The following is an 18,440-nucleotide window of genomic DNA, read 5'->3' as shown; positions in this document are numbered from 1 at the left end:
AATTCCGATTGAAATAAAACAACATCGAATAATCGATTTCATTCAATGACTTAGCTCTACATACAATGTCACAGGACGGACAGGAAAGCTCAAGTACGAAAGCCTAATTTAAGGTTTCACAGCTTCCCTAGATTTGACAACCCTTGAATTTCAATTTTGCTGTATGAAATGATTTTCAGCTGTCGCTTCTTCTAATAAAAATTATGAAAACGTTTGGAGACTAATGTGAGTCAATTTATAAAGTGGTTTAGCGATTTACGTCTGGAGGACGTGGGTGAAGTCGGTGGTAAAAACGCTTCGCTCGGAGAAATGATCTCAAACCTATCAGACCTTGGAATTCAAGTTCCTAACGGTTTTGCAACTACTGCTTATGCATATCAGACGTTCTTGGAAGAAAGCGGACTAAACGACAAAATTCATGCACTTTTGGATACTCTTGACGTAGACGACGTTAACGCCTTGAGCCTTGCCGGAGAGACAATTAGAACATGGGTCGAGGAAGCGCCTTTCTCCGCCGAATTTAATCGCGAAATTGAAAACGCGTTCAAAGTACTCAGTGACGGGCAAGGCGATGCAGCCTCTTTTGCGGTTCGATCTTCAGCCACAGCTGAGGATTTACCTGACGCGTCGTTCGCAGGGCAACAAGAGACGTACCTCAATGTCGAAGGCTTAGATAAGATTAAAGCCTCTATAAAAAGCGTCTTTGCGTCTTTGTACAATGATCGCGCTATTTCGTACCGAGTACATCAAGGGTTTGAACATAAAGGAGTCGCATTGTCAGCAGGGATCCAAAAAATGGTACGCAGTGACATCGGCGCATCAGGAGTTCTGTTTACACTCGACACGGAATCTGGCTTTGATGAAGTGGTCTTCATTACCGCTGCATATGGGCTAGGTGAAATGGTCGTACAAGGTACTGTAAATCCTGATGAATACTATGTTCACAAGTCAACGTTAGAAAATAAACGTCCTGCGGTTGTTAGAAAGACACTTGGAAGCAAAGCTCAAAAAATGGAATACGCAGAGCCAGACAGTGATGACTTCGTCAAAATTGTGCCGGTTAAGCTACAAGATCAAAACCAGTTCGCGCTAACGAATGAAGAAGTTGAATCCTTAGCTCATCAGGCAATGATCATTGAAAAACATTACCAGCGCCCAATGGACATAGAATGGGCGAAAGACGGCATTGATGGAAAACTGTACATTGTTCAAGCTCGTCCAGAAACGGTCCGCTCTCAAACCAGTGCTCAAAGCATGGAGTGCTACAACTTAAAAGAATCTGCCCCGGTTGTCGTAACAGGTCGAGCGATCGGCCATAAAATTGGCTCTGGCGAAGTAAAAGTTTTATCTTCAATCACTGAAATGGACCGTATCCAAGACGGCGATGTTTTAGTGACCGATATTACAGATCCAGATTGGGAACCCATCATGAAACGTGCATCAGCGATTGTCACTAATCGTGGCGGTCGAACATGTCACGCAGCGATTATTGCTCGTGAGTTGGGCATTCCTGCGGTGGTTGGCTGTGGTGACGCGACAAAAGTTCTAAAAGATGGTCAAAGCGTCACTGTATCATGCGCTCAGGGTGATATGGGGTTCGTATACCAAGGCCGTTTAGAGTTTGATGTTGTAACGTCCGAAGTCGGCAATATGCCAGATGCGCCAGTCAAAGTCATGATGAACGTAGGGAACCCTAATCGTGCGTTTGACTTCGCTATGCTGCCTAACGAAGGCGTCGGCCTAGCGCGCTTAGAGTTCATTATCAATAGAATGATCGGCATTCATCCTAAAGCCTTAATTAACTACGCTGAGATGGATGCGGGCATTCAAGAGGAAATCGATCATAGAATCGCAGGCTATAAGAGTCCTGTCGAATTCTATGTAGACAAACTTGTCGAAGGCATTGCGACACTCGCGTGCTCATTTTCAAATAAGCCTGTCATTGTCAGACTGTCAGATTTTAAATCAAACGAATACCACAATTTAATCGGCGGTCCATTGTTTGAGCCTCATGAAGAAAACCCAATGTTAGGTTTTCGAGGAGCAGCACGCTATATAGACGATTCTTTCCGCGACTGTTTCGCCCTAGAGTGTGAAGCCGTAAAACGTGTCAGAGACGAAATGGGCTTAACCAATGTCCAAATCATGATACCGTTTGTACGTACCCTAGAAGAAGCCAAACAAGTCACAGATCTGTTAACAGAACACGGTTTATCTAGCGGTGAAAACGCTTTAAAAATAATCATGATGTGTGAGTTGCCTTCAAACGCACTACTTGCTGATGAGTTCTTAGACTATTTCGATGGATTCTCTATTGGCTCGAACGATCTTACTCAACTCACACTGGGCTTAGATCGCGACTCTGGACTTATCGCAGACAAGTTTGACGAGCGAAACCCTGCCGTTAAAAAATTATTAAAAATGGCAATCGAAGCCTGCCGTGCAAAAGGAAAATACGTCGGTATTTGCGGTCAAGGCCCATCAGACCACGCAGACTTTGCAGAATGGTTAGTAGAACAGGGAATAGAAAGCGTTTCATTGAATCCAGATACTGTGATTGAAACTTGGCTACATCTTAGCGAAACACAAACAAACACAGCAAAAAAGCAAGACATCGTCTAATCTAAAGTCATAGATAAAGACACAACTGTACATAAAAAAAACCTCACAAGATTGTGAGGTTTTTTTTATGTCATCATTTTCTTTCATAATAATAAAAACATCCATAGAATCGTTTATTAACTATTTTGAAGCGTAAAATTTTTTAAAATCAATTGTGGAGCAAAAAATGAAGAAAGCGTCCGTGCTGATTGTTGCGTTAGCCTCTGGATCACTGTTGATGACAGGCTGTGCAACAAGCCCAGATTCAACCGCCAGTTTGGCCGATACTGCAAGCGAATCTCAAGCCATGATTCAGGTAAATGAGTTTAAGCAAGCATTAGACTTAGCTGAAAAGAAATTATCCAACGCTGAAGAAACAGAGCTCGACTGGTTCGCTCCCAAAAAAGTATATGCAGCAAAAGAAGCGCTAGAAGAAACCAAAGAACACTACAAAGAATTTCAGTTTGATCCAACCAAAGCAGACAACAGAAGTGGCCTGTTAACCTCTCAAACCTATATCGAAGCGGCATACGAATCTTTAGAAGAATTCAATACAGAACTAGAATCTGGAGAAGCGATCCGCCAACAAGCTAAAACATCTCTCGCAGACGCATTTGATTACCGAGCTCAACTAAAAGCAATAGACTCAGCAAAGTACTTCCCCAAAACAACCAATGAACTGGAGTTGGATCTTAAAGAACTCGTTTCTTATGTTGCCGACGGCGATACCGACGATGCCATCGAAGAACAACCCGACTTGGTGAAGAAACAGCAAGCGCTGGAAGTCCAAACAGTGACTAAGATTTATCTAACAGAAGCTCAAGCTCGTTTTGACTCTCTCAAAAGCAGCCGTATTTCACGCTATGCACCAAAAAGTTTTGAGCAAGCTAATGCCACGTTAACTGATGCAAAAGCATTTATTGCCACCAGCCCACGAGAAACTGACAAGATAAAACAAAAAGCAGATGCTGTGATATTCTATCTTGACCATTGTGAGCACATTTCCGCCACCGTTAAACAACTCGATGCAATGTCACTTTCGGACTTTGAAGGGTATATATTAAGCTACGAAAAGCTGCTCTTTGATATATCGCAAGCGATTGATGCAAAAGACTACAGAGATCATCCGATACGTGCGCAAGGTGAAGCCATCGTGTCTTTTATCAAAGCTCAGCACCACATCAAGAGCGATCTTGAAAAGACAATTATGGATCTTGAGAGAGAACTAAGCCAAGTGAAAGGAAGCAACAATAATACAGACGCGAACGAAGCTGCGAGCACTAATACTGATCAGATTTAATTCAGAGTATTCGCAAATTCCAAGATCGTGAGTAGAAAGAACAATAGTCAAAAATAACGATTATCGATAGTTCCTTAGTAGTATTAAGCCATGGTTAAAATTGAGTAGTCATTCAAAAAAAAGTACAGATCAATGATAATTGTGTCAATTAAATTACAAATCTCATTGATATCCTTACATTTTTTGTGCTTTTTAATAGTGAATACCATTTCAAATCTTATTAAGTATTGCTAATATACGCCGTTAATACGGTAGTAATATTTAAAGTAGATTTAAGTAATAAGTATTGAACTCAAGGAGGTTTAGACTTGCGTACTAATAACATTGATAGAATTTTACTCCCATTAAGATTGATTTGAGGCATATATGAAACTATCGAAACAGTTATCACTAATCGTAGCCATTGTTGCTGCAGGTTTTATCGTTTTATGTGTGTTCGCTTTGAATACACTAAAAACCAACCTAGTCAACGGTTACCAAAACGAAATCAAATCAGTATTAACCTATTCTAAAAATCAGGCTTTGATCTACATTGAGCAAGAAGAAAAAGGGTTAATCAGTCGCGAAGAAGCTGAAAAGCGCGTCATAGAATTATTGTCTGGCGTCAGACAAGGCGCTTCTTACATTTGGGCCAATGACCACAATTCTACTGCGCGTGTTCACGTAAAGTCGGAAAAAATAGGGACATTCCAGAGCTCTTATGCGAAAGACGTAGCGGCATTAAAATCAGCCAGCTCCCCGTTTGAGTTTGAGGTTAAACTTAACGAAAAGCCTGGGGTAGACCATAAAGTTTTAAAAATGAACGGTAAAACCTTTATTCCCAAGTGGAATTGGGTGATGGGAATCGGCGTCTACATGGACGACGTTGATCAGGCCTACTGGAACTTCGCAACAAAATTTATCATCATTGCACTCATCATCCTTGCTGCAATCACTGGTGTTTGTTTGTTCATGTTCCGCACCGTACTTAATAAACTTGGTGGTGAACTGAACTATGCCGTTGAGGTGACTCAATCTATCGCTAAAGGGGACTTAAGCAAGCACATTGAAGGCAACTTCAAAGAAGACAGCTTACTTGGTTCTATTTATGGCATGCAGACTTCGCTTAAGAGCATGGTTGAAGGCATTCAAAGCGGTGCGAATCAATTAAGTAAAGCAAGTAACGAGCTATCACATCAATTCGAAAGCATTACTCATGATTCAAAATCGTCTTCAGAAGCATCAATTTCTACGGCAGCAGCAATCACTCAAATGTCGAGCAGCATTAATGAAATTTCTCACAATTCTCGTTCCTCAGAAGAGAACTCAGAGAAATCATTTGAGCTGTGCTCTAACGGTGAAAGCTTAGTTCGCAAATCCAGTGAAATGATCAATGATATTTCAAACCAGATAACCAGCTCTATCGAAGATTTCAAAGGCTTAAAAGAGAAATCTAATGAGATTGGTAATATCGTTAATGTCATCAGTGAAATCGCGGAACAAACAAACTTGCTAGCATTGAACGCAGCGATTGAAGCAGCGCGTGCAGGCGAGCAAGGGCGAGGCTTTGCCGTTGTAGCTGATGAAGTTCGTACATTGGCATCTCGTACTGCAAACGCAACTCAAGAAATCACTGAAACGATACAAGAAATTCAATCTGAAACAGAGACTGTTGCTGGTGCACTGGAATCGATTCTACCTAAAGTAGAAAAAAGCGTTTCCAGCTCAAGTGAAGTAACAGAGATGCTGACGAACATCCAGCAAAGCTCTACTGATACGTTAGATATGATTCGCGGTGTTGCTAACTCTACCTCAGAGCAGAAACAAGCATCCGACGAGCTTTCTGAACACGTTGAACGCATTTCAGGTATGGTTCAAAACACAGCAGACTCTATCGTGAGCTGCCGAGAAACAGTATCGCACCTAGATGAGCTGTCTCAAGATTTGAATACCAGCGTTAGTTACTTCTCTGTGAAGTAAACACGCAGATAATATGCTGTAAATCGAGCACCCCTTACAGCAAACAGACGTTAAAAGCCGCGAGTACAGATTGTACTTTGCGGCTTTTTTATTTTGTGATCATATACTAAAACTGCAGTCTGTTAACGCTCGCTTGGAGGAATTTTCTTTATAGTTCGAGCGAACTCTTTTACCTCTTGCAAGGTGTACTTCATATAAACTCGGCGATTCGTTGCAGGTGAAAACTCTAAACTAACTCCGTCTCGTCTTGCGATTCTTGGTCGAATTGGTCGTGAAAAAAACCGCCTCCACAATTAGGACATACATTTTCTAAAACAGATTCAACACAAGATCGACAATATGTACATTCATATGAACAAATCATCGCATCAGTTACATCTGGTGATAAATCTTTGTCACAACACTCACAGTTCGCTCTTAGCTCTAACATAATACCCACCCATACTTTTATCTGAATTTACGGTTATAGGGTACAAGGTAAACCTAATAAGATTGAATGCGTCTGAATGGGGCCGATATAGACATAAAGTAGCTACGTATCGATGTCTAATAAGATATTTTAAAATTAACACTAGGAGGCAGGTATAATCGTAAAGCAAACAGTAAACCGCCGCTTTCCAATTCTAGGTGGTATACAACGATGCGCGAGTATAAGTGGACTAAACAATAAAATATCGCCTGCTTTCAAGTCATATGAAATATATTCTGGCGTCAAATTTAGATTGATTAATTCATTAGTAAGGTCTTCCTTACGTTCCTTCATAGAAATAGGAAAAGCCCCTGACTTACGTAGCTGATTTGTTCTTTCTTGATCCATCATTAAAGTGTTACAACCATGTTCTTCGACGGAGTTAAGATAGACAAAGAGCTTCAATGACCCCGTTACCCCTCCATCTAAATGCCAAGTGATACTCGGGTAGGAATGTGCTGCATCGTCTCCCACAACATCAAAGCTAGACCACATGATCTGATAGCCTTGCCCAAAATGAGCTTCTAGCATACGTGTCACGTCTTTGTTAAAAACGCTCACCTGACACTGTTCAATTACTTTAGCCTCAATATCACTTCTTTTCGCATCGCTTAGCTGTAAGTTTTCGACCATATCCATCAAAGAAATACACTCTTCGCGAGAAAGAGCGCCTTTGATATGTATAGAACAGTCCCTCTTTAAGGATTCAAGCTGCACTGCCAAGTCTAAACTACTCCATTTCTGATCCATACTAGCCCTTTACGTCATTGCAGAAACCTTTCAATTTGTAACACGCCAATCAAATCTATACATTTACTTTTTTCTCTACGATATAAACGATTAGCTCAGCAATTAAAAATTTAGAAGGATAGGTAAATTAACAGAATATCGAAAATGAACGAATACAGATGAATAGAAACAACCTTGGCCATTTATATTCATCTAGAGGTGCTTCGTATCAAACTATATACAGGAATAAATAAATGCTCAGTTACAGTTCTTTATCCATATGGCGCATCACCTTCTCTTCGCAACGTTCAATTTTTTCTTTTTGTAGCGCAACAAACTTCTCTTTTTGCTCTGCCGTAAGTACACTGAGCATAGCGTGCTGAGATTCCATCTTTTTAACCATTAAATGAGACTTTTTCTCGGCCATTTCAGCTGCTAATTTACTCGCTGCAGCTGTGTCAAAAGTATCCGCTAAAACCAGCTCTTGTGCTTTAGTGCGCGATGCCTCTCGAGCTTTCATTTCTTTGGGGAAGTTCTCTAAAAAGTACGCTTTCATTTCTGATCTTTTAGTACTTTTTAACACCTTAATTTCTTCTTTTTGCTCATCGGTCAAATCTAACTTTCTGAGCACTCCACGATCCATTCCAGCGCCACAAAAACCCTGCTCCATTTTAGACTCAAATTTTCGGCCGTGATCCTTGCCACCAAACGCGAACGCACTAGCGGTGCCCAATGTTAGTGGAAGTACGATTGCCGCAACAATTAGCTTTTTGGTATTTTTCATAATTCGATCCTTTGCGTTTAATCTGTTGTCTTGAAAGTAGAAGTCGCTGCATTACCAACGCTTGGATATAGAATAGAGATTGCTAGGTAAACTGACGTCTGGACAAAGTAAAGTAACGTAAAGGTATGACTTACATTATAATTTCTCAGTAAAATGAACTGAATCTAGCAATCTTTAACGGTACAACGAATGCAGCACATTCTTATTATTGACGATGACACAGAATTAACAGACTTACTCAAAGAACTATTAACCTTTGAGAGTTTTACAATCTCTGTGGCGCATGATGGTGAAGCCGGTCTAGATAAAATCAATGACAAGATCGACATCATATTGTTAGACGTCATGATGCCAAAGCTAAACGGCATCGATACCCTAAGACGCATTCGTGAAAAATCTGATATTCCAGTTTTGATGCTCACAGCGAAAGGCGATGAGATTGACCGAGTTGTTGGTCTCGAACTCGGTGCAGACGATTATTTACCCAAACCTTTTAGCGAGCGGGAGTTGCTTGCTCGTATCCGAGCTATTTTACGAAGATCTCCTATCTCAACGTCATCAAAAGTACAAAACAGTGACCCCGATAGTCTCCAATACTTTGATATAACCTTGTACCCAGGAAGAGTAGAAGCTTACTGTAACGACACACTTCTCGATCTAACCAGTACAGAATTTGAACTTCTTCTCCACTTTCTTCAAACCCCAGGTAAGATTCAAACAAAAGAAGCATTGAGTTTAGATGTTTTAGGAAAGCGCCTAGCGCCATTTGATCGCGCGATCGACATGCATGTCTCAAACTTACGAAAGAAACTGCCAGATTGGGAAAACGGTAAACCAAGAATCAAAACCCTACGTGGCCGCGGCTACTTGTTCGTTGAGGGCACCTAATGCATTTTCCATTATTCACTAGTTTGTATGGCCGAATTTTTTCTATTTTCTGGTTTACACTTTTCCTCGTATTAGTGGTCGTCTTATCCATTCCACACTTTGATCCTCGAAAGCAAACCGACTTACCACCAGAACGCTATCAAGAACTCCTTGAGATTCGAGACAAATTAGAAAGTACTTTTAAACAGGATCATGACATTGAAAATATCATTCCTGTATTAACGGACCCGAGACGTTTCAGGCAATTAGACAGCTGGCACAGTGAAAATCGGTCTGACGATAACAGAGGAGATAGAAAACAACGCTTTTTTCTCACAAGCAAGGATGGTCGCCTATTAGGCGCTGAGCGTAGGGATTTGCCCTACAAAGCGATACGCAACTTCGTTTCGTCAATTGATAACAGCAATCAGCCTATGATGCGACTCTATGGCAGGTTTATGCTTTCTGGTCCAGTACCGATTACACTAGCTGGAAACGAATACTTTCTCTATGTCGGCATGAAATTGAACGACCCTCCTCTCGGCTTTCTGATCGGCTTATTAGACAGTCCGTTCAGACTACTTCTCGCCACCATGTTGGTCAGTACCCCCTTGTTGCTCTGGTTAGCTTGGGCACTAAGTCAACCTGCACGTCGCTTAGAACACGCCGCTAAACGCGTAGCTAAAGGAACATTTGATATTGACCCTAAGCTAGAGAAAGGTCCATCAGAGTTTAAACAAGCAGGAGCAAGCTTCAACCACATGGTTGAAGCTATCAACCAAATGATATCAAGACAGCAACGTTTGCTTTCAGATATTTCCCATGAACTACGGTCTCCTCTTACCCGTCTCAGAATGGCCAATGCATTAGCAACGAGAAAACAAGGTGAAAGCCCTGAATTGACGCGGATTGACACTGAAGCACAACGATTAGAGATGATGATTTCTCAATTGCTGTCACTGTCTCGTATGCAAGTCGACAGCCACAATCAACGCGAGCATCAGCTGCTTTCTAGCCTATGGGAAGCCTTGTTAATAGACCTTAAATTTGAAGCAGAACAAACTGGCAAAGCGCTTACGTTTGACAAAGTGCCGGATCGCTCATTGGACTGCCACCCTCAACTCATTATCAGCGCGCTCGAAAACGTCGTTAGAAACGCCATTTACTATAGCAAAGACAAAGTTTACGTCTCTTTTTCTACTCAAGGTAATCAACTCATTATCCATGTCAACGACGATGGCGATGGTGTTCCCGCTGATGAACTTGAGTCGATTTTTCGCCCCTTCTATCGAGTCTCTACCGCTAGGGATAGAGACAGCGGAGGCACGGGACTCGGCCTTGCTATAACGGAAAGCGCTGTACGACAGCACAACGGAACAGTTGAAGCACATAAAAGCGCTCTTGGAGGCTTATCCGTGGAAATAGCATTACCATTGGTAATATAAATCGGAGGTAAGCGACTCGCTTATCTTTTTGAGTCGCTTATCCTTTTTATCCATTTCCAATTTTATTCGTTTCAAGAATTAGCAAGTGCAACCAGATTCTGACCTGTTAACGGATATCCAACCCACCCATCTTTAGGTTTTGCACCAAGAGAGCTCGGCCTGCACCGCTTCCGCGTACTGAATGCGACGCATATAAGTCTTCGAGATTTAGACCGTGGTTTACCCTGATCATGAATAATTGGCAAGCCTACCCTTCAGTACTTTTGATCTGATCATAGCTTTTTTATTACTCGCTTAACAAAAACTACATCTGCTTAAAAAGATGCGTGTTTGCGCGACTCACAGGCAAAGGCTTAGTAACGCCTCGCAGATGTACAAATAAGCGGCCAGCATCGTCTTTTAAGACCTTTTCGATCATTTTGACCTGTACTATGATGGAGCGATGAATTCGCCAAAATTCATCATTTTTGAGGCTTATTGCAAGTTGCTTTATGGAAGTTCTAATGAGGTATTCTTGATCTGCGACAACCGTTGTGTATTTATCTTCCGCTATAAAACAACGCACATCATAGACATCTATAACATGCAATTTATCGCCTTGGTGTGCGTTGATCCATCTTAGTCGTGAACCTGTCTCCGAAACACCATCAGATAAATGCAATAAGCGATTGAGACTCTGTTCGTCAATTTCATACGTTACTTGCTGGCTCTGCTTTTTCAGCCGTTCGATGCAAATCAACAGCCTATTTTCATCCAGTGGTTTTAGCAGGTAATCAATCGCTTCTTGTTCGAAGGCTTCAATCGCATGCTCGTCGTAAGCCGTAACGAACACTAGATGGCCTGTGTAACCTCGTTCACGCATTTTCTTCGCGGTCTCTAAGCCACTTAGTCCGGGCATTTTTATGTCCATGAAGATCGCAAAAGGGTCGACCTCTTCAGTTAGTTTCAGAGCTTCGACTCCTGAACCGGCGGTTACGACATTATCAATATCTAACCACAATTCAGACAACATTTTTTGAAGATGGAAACGCAAGAGCGGCTCGTCGTCGACAACCAAAACATTCATTTACTTGTTCCTCAAGGTATTGATTCTTCGATTAAATTAAACGATTGACTTAAGGGCCAACTCAAACATGCCTGACAGCCGCCTAGATCTCCATTGTTCTCATACCAGTTTTCCACAGTTAACCGAGCATCCTCCCCATACATCAGCTTTAGACGCTCTCGTATGTTTTTTAGAGCTATGCCATTTCCTTTCGATTGATTGTCTGTTTGCCAGTTTCCATCTATTGGATCTTTTCCCTGTAATCCAAGCCCTGTATCCCGCACAAAAATTTCGCAATAGTCATTGTTGAGCAGTAGTTTTACCGAAACATTACCACCCATTATTTTAGGCTCAAGCCCATGATGAACAGAATTTTCAACAATCGGTTGAATCAAAAATGGGGCGCAAGATACCTGCTTTAGATCCTCATCACAATCAATCTCAAATGTGAGGCGATCACCCATTCTGACGCTCTGAATAGAAAGGTACGCTCGCACTAACTCAATTTCTTCCGAAATAGAAATACTCTTATCGTGCGATTTCATGATTGATGCACGCAGCAAACCGGTTAAATCGTCTAACACTCGTTTAGCCGCTTCTTTATCAAGCTCAATGAGCACTTTTATGTTCGCAAGGGTATTGAATAAAAAATGGGGCTCTATTTGAGATTGCAGCAACCTTAAGTTTGCTTCTACTATTTCTTTTTCTTGAGTCACTGCTTTTATTTTCTGCTCCTGAAGCTCGCGATTTTTTCGAGTAAGGCGATTGGAGCTGAAAAAAACGTATGTTACTAATGCACTGAAAAGCACCTTAAGAAGTAATTCTGACAACGGAACGTCAAAGATCTTAGAAACGTCACCATAAATCTGATGAAATAAGTTCACTAGACCAATAGAGACGCCAATAAAGAAACCGAGTAATACCGCTAATGATGCACCCATATAGGGTTGAATGAAATATAGACACAAACGTACGGCAGTTAAACAAGCAGCACCAAACACCATGGATACCTGAAACGTAATCCAAAACTCACCACCACCGGACCACCAAACAAGCATAGAAATAACACAGCAAATCAAAAAGGTTTGTATCGAATCTCGAATGATTTCATTCCGAATTAATATATGATTAAAACGGTTTCGATTAGACATACAACCTCTCACCCGGCTTCAATTTAGTAACTCCTAAAGCAGCAAACCAAATAATCATTCCTATACCGAAAAATGCACCTAATTCACTCAATTTGGGGAAAACAGTAATCACACCAATTCCTCCTATAACCAAACCAAGTAACCACTGGGTGCGTCCTATATAAAACGCTTTCCTCAGTATAATGCTCATACTACCTACCCACAGTCCGCCGATAAGTTCGTTGCCTCCTCCAAGTGCCTCCATCATGAGGTTTGCTATCGCAAGCGTGCTCATTTTAATCGAGTTTTCAACGTCAGCCAGTGCAATGTATTCAAAGCTCGTAATTACAAACAGACCACTACATAATAAAAGCACACTCCAAACGATACCAAAGTGTCTTGTAATGGATGTGAGTACCTGGTTCGGACAATCCCGACATAAAGCGCTGTTCAAGAAAAGTAGTAACACGGAAAACACAATATATGTCATACCATAAAAAGACTGTAGCATATTTTTATGGTCTAAAATGATCCCAATTTGATCGACAGAAACTACACCTAAATCAAACGTTATCGGTAAGAGAAACATAATATAAAACACCATTCCCAAAAGAAAAATTCCGCTCTGAATTAGAGATAAGTAACCCGTCAGCCTTATTGTTACTCTACTATTAGCCTCCATCTTTTCCCTCCTTGCGTAGTTTTGTTCCTAAGTAATTCAGCTCCCACATTCCGTTTACTGAACTAAGAATCAGGCTGTATTTTGTATCACGCATATAACCAATAGAGACCGCTCTATTATTATTGAGAATCTCAAAATAAATCGTCTCTTGCTCTTCGTCTTCAGATATTTCTACGAGCAAGTATCCGTCCATCTCTCTTAATATGACCCGTTCCAATGCCAGATCTTCATCTGGGTTAAGGTGCTGATAGCGGCCGAGAGCATCACGCCAATTTCCAGACAATCGTTTTAACTTTGGAGCCTTCTGAGCGAAGACGACTCCACCGCGCTCTTTCAAAAGAATGTGGTCATCAAATTCGCGAACCTCAATGCGAAGTTGATCTAGATCTTCTTGACTAAACGGTAAAAAACCAAACGCGTTGTACTTCACGCCAAACGAGCCATCACTGAAATGCAATACTTCAAGTTTACCGAACTCTGATATAGCCTTCATACCGTCACCTGATCGCTCCAACCGAAACTCCCCGACATGTGGCATAAAGTAGCGCCCTTCAAGCTTATGCAAAGTCGCTTCATCAAATGAAGTAACTAATGCTTTGATTGAGTTCTCCTTCGTTTTAGAAATAAACGACTTGCCTGCTTTAAGCTCATATGCAAGTGCGAGAGCTTCACCACTGATGTTAACAACCGAATCATTGCCTTCTAGTGAGTTCGTCAATGCAATGCTTGCTACTCCAAGATCGAAGTTGATCATTAAGCTTGAGTGAAAGAAATACGTCGAGCCTCCGTGCCAAGCAAAACTCGGCATTCCTGATAAATTAGAAACAGGAGGAAAAAGCAACCACGCTAAACCAATTGGCAAATCACTGTCTAATGCTGAGTTGTCGGTTTGAACCTTGAACATCGCCTCAAATGATGATTCAGAAAGTAGCTGCTTGTTCTGCCCATTTTCATCTTGATATTGACCCTGGTTCAGAAGCACTTGAGCAAATGTGGCTAAATCACGCCCACTCATTGCAATATCCCCAGCAGCTACATCACGAATTTCAGGTAAATTTTGAGCATCAAGCGATTCGTACCCGTGTGCAAGTCTCGGATCCTGATTCCCTACAGAAGCATTTTTTAACTGTAACGGCGTAAAAATATTCTTCTCCAAGTAATCACCATATCCATCGCCAGAGATTCGTTCGATTACAAGCCCAAGTAAAGCAAACCCTGTGTTGGAATAGTTGAATGCGGTCTCTGGAGCAAAGCTGATATAGGTTTCGTTCAATATTGGAATCAAGTCATCAAGCGCCGCATAGCGTTTAAAGCCTATATCTATCTCTGAAGGTAATCCAGATTGATGACTTAATATACGTCGTATTGTGATGCTTTCTTGTCCATAAGGCGTATGAATATTGAATTCAGGAAGATAACGGTTGAGAGGAGCGTCCAAATCCACTTTGCCTTCGTCTACCATCTGCATTAACGCAATCGCGGTAAATACTTTGGTTATCGACCCAATCCGATACGGAGTATCAAGGTTTGCTTTTAAGCCCTGCCGTACATTCGCATAACCTTGACTGTCAGAAAACAGCACTGTGCTCTTATCAACTAATAACGTTGTGATCGACGCAATATCATTTTGTCGGCGCGCTTCCGACATCTTCCATTCTAGACTGTCTTTTATATAAACCCGAGCTGCTGCTTGATCCGAACTAAAATTTGGTTTTGAAGGTGCCATAGAACACCCAGATAAAATCAAAACCGTAATGTAAACTACAAACCATTTCATAGCCCTCCCTCCCTTTAAAACTCGTAAACAATACCGATAATGCCTGACCAGACGGAATCTCGTTCTACGATACTGCTGTCGCCCACACCGCTGCCTAGGTAATCCCAACTGACTGCGGTATAGCTGTGCCAACCAGAGTAGATTTTATAAACATACTCAAGGCCAAGGTTTGCTCCCAAACTACCGTCGGCATCATAACTTTTTATACCGTTTGAGGCTTCGGATGAAGAAACTCCGTAATAGTAATTTACTAGATCTTCAGACAAATAATTAACGCCGATGCTTGGTGTTAAATATCCGCCTGCAAACATCATTGGTTTACCCAAATCAAAACCAACTTCAAAACCCTTATGAGTATTGCTGATATCGGCATTCAAATAGGTTGTCAGTTCAAACATTGGCTCGTTTTTAATCCAAGCAACACCAACTTCTGTGGCATCATCTCGTTTAGTTAAGTTACTAAGTGTCAAATTACCGCCATCAACAGTTGAATTTCGTGTACCTAGGCTAAAAAACACGGCACTAAGGGGAGAAAGCTCGTAGGTGTAACCCAATCCATCCGCTGATAAACTAAATCCACCGTAACTGAGTTCCACCATTGGAAAGAACTCGGTCTCACTCTTTTCACCCTTCACATGGCTTTGCATTTGTAACACGCCTGCACCAAGTGTTGCTTCAAGTCCATTTTCGGCAAAGGCACTCCCACTTATTGTGATACACACCATGCTCATTACAAAATTACGGTTAGAAAACATCTGCATTGTTCATTTCCTCATTCAATTGAAATACGATTAGAAAAGGTGACTGTGACAGTTTGTTTTCAATGCAGCGACGCCAAGTGATAGACGGTGCGATAGAGGGATAAATGGGGATTTACGAACCTTTATGGTCGTCGACCTTTGAGAATAACGTACCATCCCCCAAGCTCAGTATTTAATCAAAACTGCATAACCTCTAAATTCAGACTTAGCCATTTTTTGATGTACGATTAGATCAATGCGCGAAAAAAACGTTTTCAGAAGTCATAAAAAAACCCAATAAGTGGTTTTACTTATTGGGTTTATAGTGTGACGAGCTAGTTCTTATACGACGAAGCGTTTCACTTGCTCATTAAGCTTATCTGAATTTAACAATGTCTCATTGACAGAAGAATTAACCTGTTTTGATACACCTAGCACATCTTTTGAAATTCCAGTCAGCAGTGTAAGGTTCTCATTGATTTCATCCGTGACCTTACTTTGTTGTTCTGTCGCACTGGCCGTTTGAGCGGTGTAGTCATAAATCCTATTCGCCGCATCTTTGACCTCGTGAATTGACTGCATCGCTTCTTCAGACAATACTTGGGAAGTATTTGCCACTTTCACACTTTTTGATATCACTTCAACAGCGTTGTGAACTCCTGATTTCAAATCATCGATCATCGATTGAATGTCACTCGTAGAGTCCTGAGTTTTGCTAGCAAGGTTACGTACTTCATCAGCAACGACAGCAAAGCCTCTACCTTGTTCGCCTGCACGAGCCGCTTCAATCGCTGCATTTAATGCTAATAAGTTCGTCTGCTCTGCAATACCTAAAATAACATCAAGTACTGACGTAATTCTCTCAGAATGCTCAGACAAACGGTCGATTACCCTTGAGGCATCTGACACTTGCTCGACTAATGTAGAGAGTTCTGAAACCGACTCGCCCAGTTTACTTGCACCTTCATCGGCCTGAGAAGTAAGCCCATTTACTTGCTCTACTGTTTCTGCGGCATTTTGAGCGACCTCTCGTGTTGCCCCACCCATTTCTTCAACCGCCGAAACAACCGACTCAAGAGAGTTACTCTGTTTCTCACTAAGTTTAGAAGATTCGACTGCAGAACGCTCAAGCACGCTCATCTCTTGTTGAATACCATGGCAACCATCACGTACGTCTCCAATTAGACTCCCTAACTTAGATACAAAATGGTCAAGCTCTCGACTAAGTTCTCCTGTTTCATCCCTCTTATTGCTGTTAATACGCTTCGTTAAATCGCCATCACCTTCACTGATATCTTTAACTCCTAACGTAACTCTTTTTATCGCGTTAGAAATATTTCGGGGCGCTAACCAAGCAAGTAACAGACTTACCGTGAGAACAACAACTGCCAATATACTAACACTCAATATAAACAGGTCTGCATGATCATTAATCTGATCTTGCTCCATCTTAGAATATTTTTTAATTAATTCTTCAGAACCATCATACAATTCACGTAAGTCAGAAAAGATTGTTTGGTTTTCACCAGAAAATAGAATCAGCGCTTCATAGCTTTTTCCACTGTTTGAAAGCTCCTGAACCTGTTTGGAACTGTCTCTCCATAGCTCATACGCCTCTTGGTAATTACGAAGATTAGTTTGAATTTCATTAATATCATGCGTCAAAAGCATAAACTGTTGCATTCGATCATAAGCTTGCTTCGCATTACTTTGTTCAGATTCAACGAAACTTTGCTTAGCGTTTTGATCCAAATGAGGAGAAAAGGCTAATGAAGAAAGAGCGAGACGAGACTGGTACAGATCTCTATCGGCATTCTGCACAAGAAAAGTACCTTCGGCGTGTTTTCCAAGATTATTTTGTAGATAGGATACAAGACTAAAAGTGGAAATAACCATTATTAAAAAAACAGCACTCAATCCACCGAAGATGAGCGTATATCGACCACGAATACTAGAAAAAATGGGCATAACAGTTCCTTTTATCTTTCATTAGATAATTGTATGGGGGCAACGCTTTTCAAGGCCTTGAAAATGATCAGGATAAAGGAATCTGCTGACAATCCTAAAACAATTCGGCAAAGGCTAATAATGATTCTTATTATCTTATTGCTTTATTATCTTATTGCTTTATAGACTTATTTAGATATAAATCTATACGAAGTTGATTCTATCTTTTTAATTGTTATTTAAGCAAGTATCGATTTATACGAAATTCCATTAATGTCGTATTCGACACTAATAAAGTAGACTCTGTATTCAATATAAAGCTTCTAATATAAAAATCTCTTTTATACCCCTACATTAAAGATGGTTATATTAATTAACCATATAAATCACGACAATAAGATAAATCCAAACATATAATTTTTGGGAATATAAAAAATATTTAGATATATATAACTCAACACGCTTAAAAGTAATTTCCTACTCAATTCACTTGTTTTTGGTATTAACGCTACATAAAATACTTAGCCTTAAATATATGATGAATAAGTTAATCAGCTTGTATTAATAAATTATTTCTCTTCTACAGACTCAGGGAACGTATTATCAAGCTAGAAGTAACTGTGAATTACATCAACTTTCTATTGGCTGAGCGTATCAATACTAAACTCATGCTCTCACGGAACATGCTGGAACTTATCTAGGTGACAGCGGTGTATTTGTGAAGATAGGATAAGATAGCCATAGTGTTACCGTTGGCTGAGCTTGTCGAAGCCATGGACTCTTCATAACCTCTTTGTAACCCCTTTCAAATTCCCTTCGACAGGCTCAGGGAGCAGAGTAGGCTATTCTTTTTTATTCTGGATTGTGCGTTCAGAAACGAGAAAAGCCCTGACCATTTCTGATCAGGGCTTTCTGTATTAGAAGCTTGACGACGACCTACTCTCACATGGGATCCCCCACACTAC

14 protein-coding genes are annotated in these 18,440 nt (G+C 40.9%); 5 read left to right on the top strand and 9 right to left on the bottom strand.

What is annotated here, in order from left to right; all coding sequences use genetic code 11:
* Positions 1-225: 225 nt before the first annotated feature.
* The 3 genes from ppsA (at position 226) to DFP79_RS05255 (ending at position 5,860) form a co-directional block, all read left to right on the top strand.
* Complete coding sequence (gene ppsA, locus DFP79_RS05265; protein ID WP_133502893.1) at positions 226-2,622, top strand: phosphoenolpyruvate synthase; 2,397 nt, start codon at positions 226-228, stop codon at positions 2,620-2,622.
* A 166-nt stretch (positions 2,623-2,788) separates the two neighbouring features.
* Positions 2,789-3,901: a hypothetical protein gene (locus DFP79_RS05260; RefSeq protein WP_133502892.1), complete on the top strand. Its 1,113-nt coding sequence runs from the start codon at positions 2,789-2,791 to the stop codon at positions 3,899-3,901.
* 366 nt (positions 3,902-4,267) lie between these two features.
* Complete coding sequence (locus tag DFP79_RS05255) at positions 4,268-5,860, top strand: methyl-accepting chemotaxis protein (protein WP_133502891.1); 1,593 nt, start codon at positions 4,268-4,270, stop codon at positions 5,858-5,860.
* Between the two features lie 226 nt (positions 5,861-6,086).
* Here the strand turns inward: DFP79_RS05255 and DFP79_RS05250 are convergent, their stop codons facing one another.
* From DFP79_RS05250 to DFP79_RS05240, 3 genes are all read right to left on the bottom strand, one after another.
* A complete protein-coding gene (locus DFP79_RS05250) occupies positions 6,087-6,290 on the bottom strand; it encodes a DUF1272 domain-containing protein (protein ID WP_243730206.1) in 204 nt (67 codons plus the stop codon).
* A gap of 141 nt (positions 6,291-6,431) precedes the next feature.
* Positions 6,432-7,079 carry a hypothetical protein gene (locus tag DFP79_RS05245; RefSeq protein WP_133502890.1) on the bottom strand — a complete coding sequence of 216 codons (648 nt, stop codon included), beginning with the start codon at positions 7,077-7,079 and terminating at the stop codon, positions 6,432-6,434.
* Between the two features lie 241 nt (positions 7,080-7,320).
* Complete coding sequence (locus DFP79_RS05240; protein ID WP_133502889.1) at positions 7,321-7,842, bottom strand: CpxP family protein; 522 nt, start codon at positions 7,840-7,842, stop codon at positions 7,321-7,323.
* A gap of 189 nt (positions 7,843-8,031) precedes the next feature.
* Between DFP79_RS05240 and DFP79_RS05235 the strand changes: the two genes are divergently transcribed.
* Together DFP79_RS05235 and cpxA are read left to right on the top strand one after the other, a co-directional pair.
* The gene (locus tag DFP79_RS05235; protein WP_133502888.1) at positions 8,032-8,730 is read left to right on the top strand and encodes a response regulator; all 699 of its coding nucleotides are present in this window, start codon (positions 8,032-8,034) and stop codon (positions 8,728-8,730) included.
* Positions 8,730-10,154, top strand: coding sequence for an envelope stress sensor histidine kinase CpxA (cpxA, locus tag DFP79_RS05230; RefSeq protein ID WP_133502887.1), 1,425 nt, complete (start codon positions 8,730-8,732; stop codon positions 10,152-10,154). Before DFP79_RS05235 ends, cpxA begins: the two co-directional genes overlap by 1 nt.
* A 304-nt stretch (positions 10,155-10,458) precedes the next feature.
* On the opposite strand, the gene DFP79_RS05220 is transcribed toward cpxA, so the two are convergent.
* From DFP79_RS05220 to DFP79_RS05195, 6 genes are all read right to left on the bottom strand, one after another.
* On the bottom strand, positions 10,459-11,220 hold the full coding sequence (locus DFP79_RS05220) for a LytR/AlgR family response regulator transcription factor (protein ID WP_133502886.1): 762 nt from the start codon (positions 11,218-11,220) through the stop codon (positions 10,459-10,461).
* A gap of 11 nt (positions 11,221-11,231) precedes the next feature.
* The gene (locus DFP79_RS05215) at positions 11,232-12,350 is read right to left on the bottom strand and encodes a sensor histidine kinase (protein WP_133502885.1); all 1,119 of its coding nucleotides are present in this window, start codon (positions 12,348-12,350) and stop codon (positions 11,232-11,234) included.
* A complete protein-coding gene (locus tag DFP79_RS05210; protein ID WP_133502884.1) occupies positions 12,343-13,011 on the bottom strand; it encodes a hypothetical protein in 669 nt (222 codons plus the stop codon). The genes DFP79_RS05215 and DFP79_RS05210 overlap by 8 nt, the downstream gene beginning before the upstream one ends.
* Positions 13,001-14,788: a serine hydrolase domain-containing protein gene (locus DFP79_RS05205; protein WP_133502883.1), complete on the bottom strand. Its 1,788-nt coding sequence runs from the start codon at positions 14,786-14,788 to the stop codon at positions 13,001-13,003. The genes DFP79_RS05210 and DFP79_RS05205 overlap by 11 nt, the downstream gene beginning before the upstream one ends.
* Positions 14,789-14,802: 14 nt before the next feature.
* Positions 14,803-15,549: a MipA/OmpV family protein gene (locus DFP79_RS05200; RefSeq protein ID WP_133502882.1), complete on the bottom strand. Its 747-nt coding sequence runs from the start codon at positions 15,547-15,549 to the stop codon at positions 14,803-14,805.
* Between the two features lie 321 nt (positions 15,550-15,870).
* Positions 15,871-17,496: a methyl-accepting chemotaxis protein gene (locus DFP79_RS05195; RefSeq protein ID WP_133502881.1), complete on the bottom strand. Its 1,626-nt coding sequence runs from the start codon at positions 17,494-17,496 to the stop codon at positions 15,871-15,873.
* Positions 17,497-18,440 lie beyond the last annotated feature (944 nt).

Origin of the sequence: Marinomonas balearica (genome assembly GCF_004362145.1) — a bacterium.
GTDB classification, from domain to species: Bacteria; Pseudomonadota; Gammaproteobacteria; order Pseudomonadales; family Marinomonadaceae; genus Marinomonas; species Marinomonas balearica.
This window is presented reverse-complemented; position numbering and strand designations above follow the sequence as displayed.